The organism is Pseudidiomarina taiwanensis, assembly GCF_003987435.1.
Taxonomy (GTDB): domain Bacteria; phylum Pseudomonadota; class Gammaproteobacteria; order Enterobacterales; family Alteromonadaceae; genus Pseudidiomarina; species Pseudidiomarina taiwanensis.
Window position 1 is genome coordinate 213,695 of the sequence record NZ_PIQG01000004.1, and the last position, 13,969, is coordinate 227,663.

The 13,969-nt window shown below is 49.3% G+C and carries 14 protein-coding genes; 11 read left to right on the forward strand and 3 right to left on the reverse strand.

Annotation, left to right across the window (positions count from 1 at the left end; genetic code table 11):
- Nucleotides 1-9: 9 nt before the first annotated feature.
- Genes CWI83_RS09080 through CWI83_RS09125 form a run of 10 tightly spaced genes read left to right on the forward strand, consistent with a single transcriptional unit; the run spans nucleotide 10 to nucleotide 9,946 of the window.
- Nucleotides 10-645 (forward strand): SOUL family heme-binding protein, encoded by a 636-nt coding sequence (locus CWI83_RS09080; RefSeq protein ID WP_126828279.1) that lies wholly within the window; start codon nucleotides 10-12, stop codon nucleotides 643-645.
- Nucleotides 646-654: 9 nt separating this feature from the next.
- Nucleotides 655-870 (forward strand): putative signal transducing protein, encoded by a 216-nt coding sequence (locus tag CWI83_RS09085; protein WP_126828280.1) that lies wholly within the window; start codon nucleotides 655-657, stop codon nucleotides 868-870.
- Nucleotides 871-890: 20 nt separating this feature from the next.
- On the forward strand, nucleotides 891-2,204 hold the full coding sequence (locus CWI83_RS09090) for an APC family permease (protein WP_126828282.1): 1,314 nt from the start codon (nucleotides 891-893) through the stop codon (nucleotides 2,202-2,204).
- 16 nt (nucleotides 2,205-2,220) lie between these two features.
- A complete protein-coding gene (locus CWI83_RS09095; protein WP_126828284.1) occupies nucleotides 2,221-3,264 on the forward strand; it encodes a saccharopine dehydrogenase family protein in 1,044 nt (347 codons plus the stop codon).
- On the forward strand, nucleotides 3,261-4,181 hold the full coding sequence (locus CWI83_RS09100) for a phospholipase A (protein ID WP_126828286.1): 921 nt from the start codon (nucleotides 3,261-3,263) through the stop codon (nucleotides 4,179-4,181). Before CWI83_RS09095 ends, CWI83_RS09100 begins: the two co-directional genes overlap by 4 nt.
- A gap of 15 nt (nucleotides 4,182-4,196) precedes the next feature.
- Nucleotides 4,197-5,261, forward strand: coding sequence for an HlyD family secretion protein (locus CWI83_RS09105; RefSeq protein WP_126828287.1), 1,065 nt, complete (start codon nucleotides 4,197-4,199; stop codon nucleotides 5,259-5,261).
- Nucleotides 5,261-7,972, forward strand: a complete 2,712-nt coding sequence (gene rbbA / locus CWI83_RS09110) for a ribosome-associated ATPase/putative transporter RbbA (protein ID WP_126828289.1) — start codon at nucleotides 5,261-5,263, stop codon at nucleotides 7,970-7,972. The genes CWI83_RS09105 and rbbA overlap by 1 nt, the downstream gene beginning before the upstream one ends.
- A gap of 1 nt (nucleotide 7,973) precedes the next feature.
- Nucleotides 7,974-9,107 carry an ABC transporter permease gene (locus tag CWI83_RS09115; protein WP_126828291.1) on the forward strand — a complete coding sequence of 378 codons (1,134 nt, stop codon included), beginning with the start codon at nucleotides 7,974-7,976 and terminating at the stop codon, nucleotides 9,105-9,107.
- 30 nt (nucleotides 9,108-9,137) lie between these two features.
- A complete protein-coding gene (locus tag CWI83_RS09120) occupies nucleotides 9,138-9,611 on the forward strand; it encodes a hotdog fold domain-containing protein (RefSeq protein ID WP_126828293.1) in 474 nt (157 codons plus the stop codon).
- The gene (locus CWI83_RS09125; RefSeq protein ID WP_126828295.1) at nucleotides 9,611-9,946 is read left to right on the forward strand and encodes a zinc ribbon domain-containing protein YjdM; all 336 of its coding nucleotides are present in this window, start codon (nucleotides 9,611-9,613) and stop codon (nucleotides 9,944-9,946) included. Before CWI83_RS09120 ends, CWI83_RS09125 begins: the two co-directional genes overlap by 1 nt.
- On the opposite strand, the gene CWI83_RS09130 is transcribed toward CWI83_RS09125, so the two are convergent.
- On the reverse strand, nucleotides 9,943-11,019 hold the full coding sequence (locus CWI83_RS09130) for an SMP-30/gluconolactonase/LRE family protein (RefSeq protein ID WP_126828296.1): 1,077 nt from the start codon (nucleotides 11,017-11,019) through the stop codon (nucleotides 9,943-9,945). The genes CWI83_RS09125 and CWI83_RS09130 overlap by 4 nt on opposite strands.
- A 91-nt stretch (nucleotides 11,020-11,110) precedes the next feature.
- Here CWI83_RS09130 and CWI83_RS09135 point away from each other — a divergent pair, with 91 nt between their 5' ends.
- Complete coding sequence (locus CWI83_RS09135; protein ID WP_338053325.1) at nucleotides 11,111-11,962, forward strand: cation diffusion facilitator family transporter; 852 nt, start codon at nucleotides 11,111-11,113, stop codon at nucleotides 11,960-11,962.
- On the opposite strand, the gene CWI83_RS09140 is transcribed toward CWI83_RS09135, so the two are convergent.
- Nucleotides 11,959-13,464 carry a PH domain-containing protein gene (locus CWI83_RS09140; protein WP_198677278.1) on the reverse strand — a complete coding sequence of 502 codons (1,506 nt, stop codon included), beginning with the start codon at nucleotides 13,462-13,464 and terminating at the stop codon, nucleotides 11,959-11,961. The genes CWI83_RS09135 and CWI83_RS09140 overlap by 4 nt on opposite strands.
- Nucleotides 13,454-13,951, reverse strand: coding sequence for a PH domain-containing protein (locus CWI83_RS09145; RefSeq protein ID WP_126828300.1), 498 nt, complete (start codon nucleotides 13,949-13,951; stop codon nucleotides 13,454-13,456). The genes CWI83_RS09140 and CWI83_RS09145 overlap by 11 nt, the downstream gene beginning before the upstream one ends.
- Nucleotides 13,952-13,969: the final 18 nt, after the last annotated feature.

Genomic DNA, 13,969 nt, shown 5'->3' on the forward strand with positions numbered 1-13,969 from the left:
GGAACCTTAATGCGAAAACTTTTGCAATGGGCCGCGCTAGTCGTTGGCATATCAATAACGGGTGCAGCCATGGCGACTGAAGAACCTAAATACCAAGTGATGCTGCAAGATGGCGATTTCGAGCTACGTGAATATGAGTCGATGTTGGTAGCAGAGGTATGGGTTGATGGCAGTTTTGATCAAGCCGGCAACCGTGGCTTTCGACTGTTAGCCGATTTCATTTTTGGCAATAATACCTCGGTTGCGGGAGAGCAGCGCGAAATTGCCATGACGGCGCCAGTCACTATGGAGCCGCAGTCAGAAGAAATTAGCATGACCTCCCCTGTGACCATGGAGCAGCAACAGGGCAAATGGCGGGTCCACTTCGTCATGCCCAGTCGCTATACCTATGAAATGCTGCCTAAACCGAATAATCCGGCGGTACAAATCCGCGAAGTACCGAAGCGGATGTATGCAGTGATTCAATACTCTGGATTTGCGGGTGAAGAGAAAACCAGCAAAAAGACCGAGCAATTACTCAACTGGATCGAGCAGCAACAGTTTGAGATTGTCGGGAACCCAGAAATGGCACGTTATGATCCCCCTTGGACGCTGCCTTTCTTTCGCCGCAATGAGGTGATGATTGCGGTGCAACCGAAATCTTAAAAGGCTCCCATGAAAATCGTTTATCGTGCCAATAATAGCCTCGAAGCCAATATCGTAGCCGGGATGTTGCGTGCTAATGGCATCGAGGCGGCAACTAGTGGTGATTTTCTGCAGGGCGGTGTCGGTGAATTGGCCGCCCAAGGTTTTGCCCAAGTGCTCGTTGCCGATGTTGATTTCGATCAAGCAAAACAATTGGTTAAGGAGTATGATGACTCAAGCGAATAAAACTTAAGCAAGCGAGAGTCATGAGCCAACAACGTTCTACACACCGCCAACGCGGCAAAGATCTTGGGGTCACCGAGTTAGTTGCAATAGCCCTTGGAGGTATGGTCGGCGGCGGGATTTTTACCATTCTAGGGATATGTGTTGCTCTTATTGGGGTCTACACCCCGGTCGCGATTATCCTTGGGGGTATACTGGCCGGTTTTGCTGCTTATGCTTATGTAAAACTCGGCGTTTACTACCAAGATGAAGGTGCGACCTATTTCTTTTTTAAGCGTAGCTTCCCAACCTCCCCTTTTGCGGCTTCACTCATCGGCTGGTGGGTGGTGTTCGGATACATCAGCACCATGGCGCTTTATGCGTATACTTTTGCGTCTTACTTAATGGGTGCGTTAGATTTGGGCGCGGAGGATTGGCTGAAAAAAGCTGTGGCGGGCGCCGTCATCTTGGGCTTCACCATAATCAACTTAGTCAGCGTTAAAGGTATGGGTAAGCTTGAAGACCTGATGGTCTATAGTAAGCTCATTATTCTGGCAGTGATCTCCTTCGTGCTCATCAATAATAGCAATAACACCCTGCCGACTTTACTCGAGCAAACGGGAGATGTCAGCTGGTGGACAATTCTGATTGTTGCGTCACTGACCTTTGTTGCTTATGAAGGGTTTCAGCTCGTCATTAATGCCATGAAAGAAATGGATAATCCGAAGCATGATATTCCTCGTGCAATTTATACTGCAATTGTGTTGGCCATTATTATTTATGTGGTCATTGCCCTGGGTGCAATTCTCGCGATTCCATTCACGGATATTATTGCGAATGAGGAATATGCGCTTGCGGCGGGCGCGAATGGGGTACTTGGGCATTGGGGTACCGATTTAGTGATCCTCGGCGCGCTCCTCGCCACCAGCAGTGCAATCAGCGGGACTGTATTTGGCGCATCACGCCAGCTAGCCGTCATTGCTGGCGATGGGTATTTCCCAGCGGTGCTAGCGAAACGTTCTGGGAATATTCCAAAACCAGCCATTATCACCATGTCGGTCTTAGCATTTGGCCTTATTTTGATCGGTGATCTACAAATGATTCTCGAGTTTGGCAGCATCACCTTTCTACTTGTATCGCTGCTGATGGCGTATACCAACTTCAAGATCCGCGATAAAACACAGGCTTCGGTTTGGGTCAGTCTGATAAGTATTATTGGGCTCGCCGTCGGAACCTTACTTATTTTGTATTACGAAGCGGTTCATGCCCCAGAGCAACTCGTCTTCACTATCGGGCTCTATGTTGTCTTGGCAGCATTGGCGTGGCTTTATGCTAAGATGAAAAAATTAAAGGTTTAAAGTAATAGGAGTGGTTATGAAGTGGATGATTTATGGGGTTTATGGCTACACCGGCAAACTTGTTGCGGCTTATGCTAAAGCACAAGGTTTGACCCCAATAGTCGCGGGGCGTAACAAAGCTGCAGTGCAGGAAATTGCCGAACAGCATGGCTTTGAAATGCGCACATTTGCACTTGATAACCCAGCCGAAATCGCTGCCCAGTTAACCGATATTGATGCGGTTGTGCATTGTGCCGGGCCGTTTGAAATTACCGCCCCGCCGATGATTGAAGCCTGTTTGCAAAGCAAAACGCACTATCTCGATATCACCGGTGAACTCACCGTATTTGAGCTGGCGCATGAACATCACAAGCGGGCAGTCGAGGCAGGAGTGGTGCTCTGCCCTGGCGTTGGCTTTGATGTGATCCCGACGGATTGTCTTGCGGCACAGTTAAAACAACAGATGCCTGATACAACCCATTTAGCGCTTGGCTTCGATTCTGCATCGCGAATGAGTCGTGGCACGGCAAAAACCAGTGTGCGACGGTTAGCCGAAGGCGGCGCGATTCGGAAAAATGGTCAAATTACGACTGTTCCGCTTGCGTACGCAACGCGCAAAATCGATTTTGGTGGTGGTGAAAAACTTGCCATGACCATTCCATGGGGGGATGTTTCAACGGCCTATTATAGTACCGGGATCCCTAATATCGAGGTGTATATCCCTGGTTCGCCGGGATTGGTGAAACGCCTGAAACGGATGAATTTATTCCGTTTTATGATGGGTTGGGGTTGGGTCCAGCGGATATTGCAAAAGAAAATTGATGAACAGCCCGCAGGCCCAGACGATAAGCAATTAGAACATGCCATCACTTATGTCTGGGGTGAAGTGAAAAACAGCCATGGGGAAGTGAAAACGGGTCGTTTGAAAGTCATGAATGGCTACAAACTCACTAGTCGAGGGGCGGTTGATATTGCCCAGTTTATCCTTGAGAAAAAGCCCGCGGGCGGGTTTTATACTCCCTCGAAACTATGCGGAGCTGATTGGGTGAGTCGTTACCAATTAGCGGAGGATAATGCATGAAGTGGCGGATAATATTGGGACTGGCGTTGGTGTGCCAAACCCATTTTGTCGATGCGCAAGAATCTGAATCGACTCAAACTGAAGCGGAAGAGGTTGATTTAATCGGTACCTTCTGGGAGTTAGGCGAGGAGCAAAAACGCGGAATTTTTGAGCTGCGCACCTATCAACCCAATTTCATTTTGCCGTTTACCCACACTTCTGCGATTAACACGCAACCTAGCTCGCCCACTCGCGGGCCCGGTGATCAAGTTGACACCTACAAACGCAACGAAGTGAAGTTGCAAATCTCACTGCGAACTAAGTTATTTGAAGACTTATTTTTACCCGAGGCAGATGTGTGGGTGAGTTATACCCAGATGTCACAATGGCAAATGTGGAATCATGATGATTCAGCGCCGTTTCGCAGCACCGACTACAACCCCGATATTTTTTATGTCATTCCATTCCAACCCGAGTGGGATTTTATTCCTGGTGACGCCAAGATTCGTATGGCGACGGTCGGTTTTGCGCATCAATCCAACGGTCAGCGCGAACCTGAAAGCCGAAGTTGGAATTACTTCCATTTTGGTGCCGTGGCTGAGTTTGGTGATGTCATTTGGCAAACCACCTTTAAGCAACGGGTAAATGAGACAGGCGATAATGACGATAACCCTGATTTGATTCGTTACCGCGGTAATTTTGAGAATAGATTTAGCTGGATCAATGGCTTAAGTACTTATAGTCTGACTAGGAAGTCGCGCGATTTGAGTTTTGATCGGGGCTCATGGCAACTTGATTTCACTCACCCTGTGAATGCAGATAAGCCTGATGGCCTTCGCTTTTATGTGCAGCTCTTCTCAGGCTATGGTGAATCACTCTTGGACTATAATCACCGACAAAACCGAATAGGGTTTGGATTTTTGATTTTGAATATTTAAATTTTCGGAGGCAGGATGAAAGCGACGACAAAATGGAGTTTACGAGGGTTCGTAGTGGTCGCTCTGTTGTGGGCAGGTTGGAGTTATTACCAACAAACCGCGCAGCAACTCCCGGATTATATTGCCTCGGGGAATGGCCGCATTGAGGCGGTCGAAATTAATATTGCAGCGAAAACGGGTGGCCGTCTACTTGAAGTGTATGTCAAAGAGGGGCAGTGGGTTGAGCAAGATCAACTGCTGGCGCAACTTGATACGTCCTCTATCGATGCCGAGCTACATCAGGCGCAGGCGAACCTTCAACAAGCTAAAAGCGCTGTTGCAACAGCCAACAGCCAAGTTACCCTTCGCCGAGCTGAGCTAGAAGCCGCTAAAGCGATGTTTGTGCAGGGGCAAGCGCAATTAAAATTGGCTCAGGCGCAGTTAAAGCGAACGCAACAACTTGCTCAAGATAACGCAATTTCAGCGCAAGAACTGGATAATGCCGAGGCCAACTTGGCGGGTGCCGAGGCTGCAATCGCGGCCAGTAAGGCTCAGATTGCTGCAGCTCAAGCAGCAATAGTAGCGGCACAAACACAGGTGCAAGGGGCAGAATATACGGTACGGGCAGCAGAAGCCGCGATTGAACGCTTGCAAATTGCCCGTGACGAAATGAGGTTACGCGCGCCTCGACCAGGGCGAGTGCAATTTGTGATTGCTCGTACCGGTGAAATGGTCGCCTCTGGTGGCAGAGTGATGAATTTAATGGACTTGCAAGACGTTTACATGACCTTTTTCTTGCCCACTGCTGTGGTTGGGAAGTTAGCCATTGGTTCAGAAGCACGGATCGTTCTCGATGCTGCCCCCAACTCGGTTATCCCTGCGCGTATTTCTTTTATTGCCGATGAAGCGCAATTTACCCCTAAAACAGTTGAAACAGCGCTCGAGCGTGAAAAACTGATGTTTCGAGTGCGAGCCAGTATTGCTCCTGAACTTTTACGCAAGTATAGCGATCGCGTCAAAACCGGTTTGCCCGGGGTGACCTACGTGCGCACAGACCCTGGTCAGGCTTGGCCTGTGGCGCTTGCAACAAGCGTTGAGTGATGACGACAGAACGCGCAGTTGATTTGCAACATGTATGTCATCGCTATGGTGACAACATAGCGCTTGATATCAATCAGATTGTGATAGAGCGAGGCGCTTTTGTTGGCTTGATTGGTCCTGACGGGGTCGGTAAGTCAACGCTGTTATCATTGCTGGCGGGGGCACGTCAACTGCAAAGCGGCGAGTTAAAGGTACTTGGTCTTGATATCAATAAGCGCCGTAATCGTCATCAGTTGTATCCACGAATTGCTTACATGCCGCAAGGCCTTGGCAAAAATCTTTATCCAACCTTATCCGTGGCCGAGAATCTGGACTTTTTCGCGCGCTTATTTGGTCATGGTAAAGCTCAGCGCCAGCAGCGCATCGCTATGCTGTTGCAGGCAACAGGATTATCCGCTTTTGCGGATCGCCCAGCCGGTAAGTTATCAGGCGGAATGAAGCAAAAGTTAGGGTTATGCTGTGCACTGATTCATGATCCCGAATTGTTGATCCTAGATGAACCGACGACCGGCGTTGACCCTTTATCACGTCGACAATTCTGGCAACTGATTGCACAAATTCGTCAGCAACAACCGCAACTAACGGTGATCGTTGCCACGGCGTACATGGCTGAGGCCAGTCAATTTGATCACTTATTTGCGATGCATGCAGGCCGTATTTTGGCACAGGGCGCTCCACAACAGCTGTGTGCTGAACAGCAGGCAGATACCCTCGAGCAGGCTTTTTTACGAATGTTGCCAGGGCATGCCAATTATCAACCCCTCGATGTCTCGCATCGTGACCATCAGCATAACGAAGTGGCCATCGAAGCGCACAAATTAAGCAAAAAATTTGGCGATTTCACTGCTGTAGATAACGTCGATTTCACCATCCATCGTGGTGAAATATTCGGTTTTCTTGGGTCGAATGGTTGCGGCAAAACGACCACCATGAAAATGCTGACGGGGCTGCTTGAAGCAAGCTCCGGCTCCGCGACTTTGCTGGGGCAACCAGTGCAAGGGAACAGTCGGGAAATTCGGCGGCGGGTTGGGTATATGACCCAACAATTTTCCTTATATACCGAGTTAACGGTTGAGCAAAACCTGTACCTGCATGGGCGCTTATACGACGTGCCACAAGCCCAATTAAAAATTCGGGTTGAGGCCATGTTGGCGCAGTTCGAGCTACGGCGGCAGCGCCATCACTACCCGAAAGAAATGCCGCTTGGCGAGCGCCAGCGTTTAAGCTTAGCGGTTGCGATGATTCATCAACCCGAAATTTTAATTCTTGATGAACCCACCTCAGGCGTTGACCCCATCGCCCGCGACCAGTTTTGGCGGATTATTCTCGATCTTGCTAAAACCCAACAAGTCACGATTTTTATTTCAACCCACTTTATGGACGAAGCCGAGCGTTGCGACCGGATTAGCTTGATGCATGAGGGGCGTGTTTTAGTCAGTGATACGCCTCCCGCAATAATTGCTGAGCAAGCCGCGAACAACCTTGATGATGCGTTCATACGGCTACTCGAGCAACATATCGAGCGTCAAGCCAGCACGCATGACCTCCCTCTCGAGACGGTTATAAACAAGCCTGCACAGAAATCTCGCCAGTTCAGTTTGCAACGATTATGGAGCTATAGCCGCCGCGAGAGTCTCGAGTTAAAGCGTGATCCGATTCGTTTATTAATGGCGGGGTTGGGTAGTTTGATCCTGATGTTTGTACTGGGGTACGGCATTAATATGGACGTGAATAGCTTAACCTTTGCAGTACTTGACCGCGACCAAACGCAATTGAGTCGTTCTTACACCGATAGCGTGGCGGGCAGTCGTTATTTTGTCGAACGTCCGGCACTGCATAGTTACGCCGAAATTGATCAGCGCATGCGGGCCGGAGAATTGAGCCTAGCCCTCGAAATTCCGACCGATTTTGCCAAGCGCATCGCGCGTGGCGAAACCGTTCAAATTGGTGCGTGGATTGATGGCGCCATGCCGGTGCGCGCGGAAACAGTGCAGGGCTACGTGCAAGGCTTGCATCAACACTGGTTACTCGAACAATTGCAAGCACACGGCTACCAGGTTCAAAATCCGGTGACGATTGCCACGCGCTTTCGTTATAACCCGGATGTCGCCAGTATGCCGGCTATGATGCCCGCGGTGATTCCCTTGCTGTTATTGATGTTCCCGGCGATTTTAACCTCGCTTTCAGTGGTGCGCGAAAAAGAGCTTGGCTCGATTCTTAACTTTTACGTTACCCCAACCACTCGGCTTGAATTTTTGTTAGGCAAACAGTTGCCCTATTTGGCCATTGGTACAGTGAACTTCTTTTTACTATTGCTGCAAGCGGAATGGGTTTTTGGTGTGCCATTGACCGGAAGTTTTTGGTTGCTGACATTTGCCAGTGTGCTCTATGTCGTGATTGCAACGGCGTTTGGTTTTGTCGTGTCGGCTTTTGTGCGCAGTCAAATCGCGGCATTATTTGTCACTATGCTTGCCACTATGGTGCCTGCGACAACCTTCTCGGGCATGATTACACCGGTCCCATCACTTGAGGGAATTGGTCGTTGGATCGGTGAGATCTTTCCCGCCACATACGAAATGATGATTGCGCGGGGTGTGTTCTCAAAAGCACTCGGTTTCGCCGAACTTGGCTATACCTTGATTCCACTCCTGCTCGCCATTCCGATTGTGCTGGGTCTGGGCGTTTACTTTTTGCCCAAACAGGAGCGTTAACATGAAGCAAACGTTCCGCAACACCATTTACCTCGGCTTGAAAGAGCTGCGCAGCATTTTACGTGACCCCATGTTGCTGATGATTATCGTGCTGGCCTTTACGGTCATTATTTATTCAGCGGCATCATCTATGCCTGAGAGTCTGCACAAGACCCCGATTGCGGTGATTGATGATGATCAATCGCAGTTGTCCAAGCGCCTAGTGAGCGCCTTTGACGAGCCCTACTTTCTTCCTCCCGAGCAAGTTGCCAGTCAAGTTGCAGATCAAATTATGGACGAAGGCCGGTTCACTTTTATTGTCCATATACCAAGCGGTTTTGAGCGCGATATTTTGCGCGATGATCGGCCAGAATTACAGGTGATCGTTGATGCCACACGGATGTCGCAGGCATTTACCGGAAGTGGTTATATCCAAGCTATTTTGCAACAGACGCTGGCTGAGTTTTATGCTGAACATCACCTAGTTAGCAGTGCTCAAGTGCCGGTTGAGCTTGCCTTGCGCTCTCGCTTTAACCCTGAATTAAACCCGTCTTGGTTTGCCAGCATGACCGAGGTGATTGGCCAAATTACCATGTTGTCATTGATCTTAACTGGTGCAGCACTGCTGCGCGAACGTGAGCATGGCACCATAGAGCATCTATTGGTGATGCCAGTAACGCCATTTGAAATTATGCTCGCCAAAGTTTGGTCGATGGTTTTGGTGGTAATGGTTGCGGCCACCCTATCGTTAATTTTTGTGGTGCAGGGTATTCTTGCAATCCCGATTGAGGGTTCACTGTGGTTATTTGCGGGCGCAATGCTTTTGCATTTATTCGCCACCACCTCGATGGGAATTTTTATGGCAACCTTCGCTCGCACCATGCCGCAGTTTGGCTTGCTATTGATTTTAGTGGTGATGCCGATGCAGATTTTATCCGGTGGCATGACACCTTATGAAAGCATGCCGAACATGATTCAAGTTCTAATGTCGGCCGCGCCTACCACGCATTTTATGCAAGCGGGACAAGCCATTTTATTCCGTGGTGCATCGGCTACGATGATTTGGCCGCATTTGCTGGCACTGCTGGTTATTGGGCTGAGTTTCTTTATGATTGCCTTGGCAAGGTTTCGTAAAACCTTGGCAACTCTCGTATAATAACCCGTTACTGTGTTGTTGGAGGCGCCAATGAGCGATAACTACTTACTCAAGCTCTATCACAAGGTTTTAAAGTGGCCATTTGGACGGCAGATTTTTGCGCGGATGTTTGCGGCAAAAGCGCCGTATTTTAAAACCATTAAGCCAACCATTACGGAGCTTCGTGAAAATTACTGTGAGCTTACTTTGCCTAAGCGTAAAGCGGTGCATAACCATATCGGCACCGTACACGCTATTGCGCTTTGTAATGGCTTGGAGATGGCGATGGGGGCAATGGCCGAGGCCTCGATTCCCAAACATTTGCGTTGGATTCCAAAAGGCATGACGGTTAACTATACCGCGAAAGCCGATAGCGATATTCGCATTACTGCCGAGGTCGATCCAAGCAAATGGCATCCAGGCGACTTAGATGTCATTGTCAATGGTTATCGAGCTGATGGCAAAGTTGTGATCACCGGTACCATTACGATTTATATTTCAGAAAAACCACCAAGGAAAGCTTAATGAGCCAACTGCCCGCCTGCCCTAAATGCCAATCTGAATATGTTTATGAAGATGGTGCGATGCTGGTCTGCCCTGAATGTGGGCATGAATGGAACCCTCAAGAAGTAGCAGATCAAGAGCCGACGTTTCGTGACGCAAATGGCAATCCATTAGCTGATGGCGATACCGTGACTGTGATAAAAGACCTTAAAGTGAAAGGCTCTTCGCTGGTGGTGAAAGTCGGCACCAAGGTTAAAAACATTCGCCTAACCGACCAAGGTGACCACGACATCGATTGCAAAATCGACGGTATCGGGCCGATGAAGCTTAAGTCTGAATTCGTTAAAAAAGCTTAGTCGACCCGTTCAAGCGGCAGGACCGCCAAGTGTTTGGCGGTTAAGCTTGAGAGCCAAATTTGCCCATTCACATCGATAGCTCCGGTTACTTGAGGGAACTGAGTATCCGGGTCTTGCAAGCTCAGTAACACTTCTCCTGTACTGGAAATTTTCAATAAATGCGCATAGTTCTCTGCTTGCGGGCGTAAAAAACTCGGTAGCCGCTGCACTATTTTACGTACCTTAGGATAAGGACCGAGCGCATCAAGCAACGGGTTCCGCGGCGAAACTAAGCCGACCCAGTAGTGGCCATCACTGCTTTTATTAATATTGTCTGGGAAGCCTGGCAGATTATCTGCAATAATTTCGATGTGCCCTTGTTTCGGTCCGGCCAACCAATATTTAAGGACTCTATATTTACCGGTTTCAATAAATAGTAAGTAGTCACTATCAGGGCTTACCTCGAGACCATTAGCAAACTGCAAACCGCTCAAGACTTCTTCAGTACGGCCTGTATTTGGGTCATATTTTAAAATGCGGCCATGGCCACCATGTTCCATGATATCAAGCAGGCTAGCGGGGAGTGTTCCGCCGTTTTCACGCGCCCCGAATTTAGTCGAGGCATCGGTAAAATAAATCATGCCATCGGCTGCAACATCAACATCATCGGCATAACGAATCGGCGTGGCGGCGGCTTGAGTGGTTAAAATCGACATCACTCCGCTCGGTGTAACGCGCAACAAGCCAAGGTAGGCGTCGGCAATGAGCAAGTTATCGTCGCTATCGAAACTTAACCCAAGCGGACGACCACCGGTTTGGACAAAAGCTTCGATGGCACCTTCAGCGGTGCGCTGATAGACACCGCCATCATGTGCGGAAAAAAACAATTCCCCTTTTGAGTTCACAGCGATATCTTCAGGGCCTTCAATGCCATCGAGAGGAATGAGCCGGATTGCAGCAAGGGCTGTATTTTGCTGGTATTCTCCACGATAATCCGGCGCCTCCGGCGGAAACCATGCCTGCGGTTCAATCGCAACCGGCCAGGTCAAGAAGTAGACCAGAATAGCAAGCAGCACTAGAATCACTTTGCGCATCAATGTTCTCCGCTATACACTCGAGTTGAGTGTGTTAATTACAGGGCCAGCAATGGGACACCATCACCACCATCATCATCACCATGAGGATATGTCTTCACAGCGTATTGGCTGGGCGTTTTTTCTCAATCTGTGCTTTACCGTTATCGAATTTATTGGTGGTATTTTAACCAATAGTACCGCGATTATTGCCGATGCGGTACATGATTTAGGTGACAGCATGTCAATCGGCATGGCGTGGGTCCTCCACAAGCTGGGACAAAAGCATCCGAATGCAACTTTTACCTACGGTTATCAACGCTTAAGTTTAGTTGGTGCACTGATTAATGCCGTGATTTTAATGGGCGGTTCCATTTGGGTTTTAAGCACGGCAATCCCGCGCTTATGGGACCCGGTGATGCCTCATGCCGAGGGTATGTTTGGGCTGGCGATTTTAGGGGTGGTGGTCAATGGCTTTGCCGCCTACAAATTAAGTTCGGGCAAAACCCTGAATGAACGGGTATTGAATTGGCACTTACTCGAAGACGTGTTGGGCTGGGTGGCGGTATTGATCGTCTCGATTGTGCTGATGTTTATCGAGTTACCGATTCTTGACCCGCTGCTCTCCATAGCATTTACCTTATTCATCTTGCTCAATGTGGTACGTGCGCTGAAAGATACCTTGAAGTTATTTGTCCAAGCCGCTCCTGACCAAAGCATGGCAAAGCAAATTAAGCAGCAACTGCAACAGCTTAACGAGGTGGCGGATGTTCATCATTTGCACTTGTGGTCACTTGATGGAGAGAGTCACGTTTGTACGGTCCATCTAGTCTTAAATGCCGAGTACGATGTCGCCCAGCAGCGGCAACTCAAAGCACAAATTGCCGAGCTACTCGCTCCGCATGCGCTGGCGCATACCACGGTTGAATTTGAATTCCCTGCTGAACTTTGTCGTGATCACTAAAACCAAGGCTGGCGCGACTGGGCAACATGTTCAAGCCATTGATGTTGAAGTTGTTGCGCCCGCTTGAGCGGGAAATATGCCAAGGTTTGCGAACCGGCGGCACCAAAATAGGTAAGATGGGCATAGCTAAGCATGCGGAGTAGCGGCCCTTGGCGGATGTCGATCTGCTGTAATTTATGCCGTGGATACCATAGCTGTACTTCGCCAAATAACCCCTTTCGGATCGCCAACCAATCCCCTGTTTCAAGCCAGCCAAAACGCCACCAGCGGCCGATAATAATCGCTTGCAACACGACATAAGCAAGCGCGACCCAAACCAAAGCGATAAGCTCACCACTGTTTAAATAAATTGTTATGGCAGCAATGGGGGTGAGCAGTGCTAACCATAAACTTTTACCCAACAGTGCAAAGGGGCTGAGACGTCGCCATGGTAGTTTTTGATTTGCGGGTAATTTAAATTCACTGCGTAGTTGTGCAATCAACTCAGCTGTCGCTGCAGGAACCCCAAAGACTTGCCGTCCTCCAGCTCCTGGCGCTTTATTTTGCTGTGGTTGCAGCTGGCGGGCGCTAAAGGCCCAACGCTTGAGCAATTTACCGCGAATATTTTGCCGGATGCGAACTCGTTGCAGTTTTTGATACTGAAAGCTCAGTGTACGAATGGTAAACAGCCCTGACCGTGCCTGAAACTTGCGTTTTAGCCCCCGTCCACTCAGTTGTAAGGTAAAACCGTAATAGCGAATAATACTGGCAAGCACTGATAGCAACAGCATGAGAATAAAAACACTGAGAACTGATGCAATCCCAATGACCCAACCATTATCAGCAAGCTCACTTGCATGGGCCTCAAGATAGGGTTCGATATAGTTTTCGAACACTTTCAATTGACTCAGTGGATAGACAATCACAGCTAAAACCACAAAGGCCATGTTATCAATTAGACCTGCGCGCACCACTTCAGCAAACGGTAAACGGATGGCATCGGTTTCTTCAAGCGACGCTGAGTCAGCTTGGTTCGGCGCTGTGGTTACATGTTGAGTGGCCAGCATCTGTTGGCGCAAATCGGTTGCAACCGCAAGCTCAAGTCCCGGAATTTCGACTTCTTGGCCCTTGGAACCGGCACTATCGACCGCTAAAATTGTGCGTCCAAAGGGGCGCAGATACCAAGCCTGTTTGAGTTCGGCTTGCTGGATCCGCTCAAACTTTAAGGTCAGGTGTTCTTTGTTCACTATCCCGCTACGAATCCGAATGGTGGCATCATCCCACTGAAACCGATAATAGTGCCAGTGCAAAATAGCCACCACGACAGTGCCGATTAAATAGGCGCCGGCAATTGCCCAAGGCACCCAGTCGGCCATATTTTTACCGCCGACAACCCCAAGTGCGAGCAGTGGGACAAAATTACTGAAGTTAGTGACGAGGCGTTTGATTTCGCGCGCTATAAAGAAAACGATGGTGATGGCTGCGGTTTTTTGCCAAGGGCTCGCGCTAGACTCAGATGTCATCACCCTCGCCCTCGAATTCTTGCTGCGCCATTTCGTTGAGTAGTCGATGCTGTATCGCTTCTGCATCGGCCTTGCGAAGACCAGGAACTTCAAGGTCAGCGCCTTGGCTTCCGGCAGTATAAATGACCACAGAAGCGAGTCCGAATAAGCGTGCGAACAGTGATTCCTTTACTTCGACGTGTTGAATTCGATTAAAAGGGACTCCGCGCTGAGCTCGCCAGAGTGCACCCTGGCGCAACAGCAACAAGTCATCAGTGACACAATAGCCGGTATACATAAACCGTCTCGGCGCCCACAAGAGCAGCAGTAACAGTGTGATCGCAGCCCAAATTCCGAAGCTCCAGAACCAAGCGGGCAGCACGGCACCCCAGCGCGCGATAAAATATTGGACCGCAATGACGATTGCAATCACTCCCATCGCAACCAATGCATGCAATTGCAAGTAGTGCGTGTAGCGCGGATCAACGGGTGTCCACTCCTGCTTCATTCAGGTTCCCTTTTCGTT

Bases quoted from the DNA above. Each gene is read 5' to 3' on its own strand.
- CWI83_RS09120 (WP_126828293.1), top strand. From the start codon at position 9,138: ATGAGCGATAACTACTTACTCAAGCTCTATCACAAGGTTTTAAAGTGG.
- CWI83_RS09115 (WP_126828291.1), top strand. From the start codon at position 7,974: ATGAAGCAAACGTTCCGCAACACCATTTACCTCGGCTTGAAAGAGCTG.
- rbbA (WP_126828289.1), top strand. From the start codon at position 5,261: ATGACGACAGAACGCGCAGTTGATTTGCAACATGTATGTCATCGCTAT.
- CWI83_RS09090 (WP_126828282.1), top strand. From the start codon at position 891: ATGAGCCAACAACGTTCTACACACCGCCAACGCGGCAAAGATCTTGGG.
- CWI83_RS09095 (WP_126828284.1), top strand. From the start codon at position 2,221: ATGAAGTGGATGATTTATGGGGTTTATGGCTACACCGGCAAACTTGTT.
- CWI83_RS09125 (WP_126828295.1), top strand. From the start codon at position 9,611: ATGAGCCAACTGCCCGCCTGCCCTAAATGCCAATCTGAATATGTTTAT.
- CWI83_RS09080 (WP_126828279.1), top strand. From the start codon at position 10: ATGCGAAAACTTTTGCAATGGGCCGCGCTAGTCGTTGGCATATCAATA.
- CWI83_RS09100 (WP_126828286.1), top strand. From the start codon at position 3,261: ATGAAGTGGCGGATAATATTGGGACTGGCGTTGGTGTGCCAAACCCAT.
- CWI83_RS09135 (WP_338053325.1), top strand. From the start codon at position 11,111: ATGTCTTCACAGCGTATTGGCTGGGCGTTTTTTCTCAATCTGTGCTTT.
- CWI83_RS09145 (WP_126828300.1), bottom strand. From the start codon at position 13,951: ATGAAGCAGGAGTGGACACCCGTTGATCCGCGCTACACGCACTACTTG.
- CWI83_RS09130 (WP_126828296.1), bottom strand. From the start codon at position 11,019: ATGCGCAAAGTGATTCTAGTGCTGCTTGCTATTCTGGTCTACTTCTTG.
- CWI83_RS09105 (WP_126828287.1), top strand. From the start codon at position 4,197: ATGAAAGCGACGACAAAATGGAGTTTACGAGGGTTCGTAGTGGTCGCT.
- CWI83_RS09140 (WP_198677278.1), bottom strand. From the start codon at position 13,464: ATGACATCTGAGTCTAGCGCGAGCCCTTGGCAAAAAACCGCAGCCATC.
- CWI83_RS09085 (WP_126828280.1), top strand. From the start codon at position 655: ATGAAAATCGTTTATCGTGCCAATAATAGCCTCGAAGCCAATATCGTA.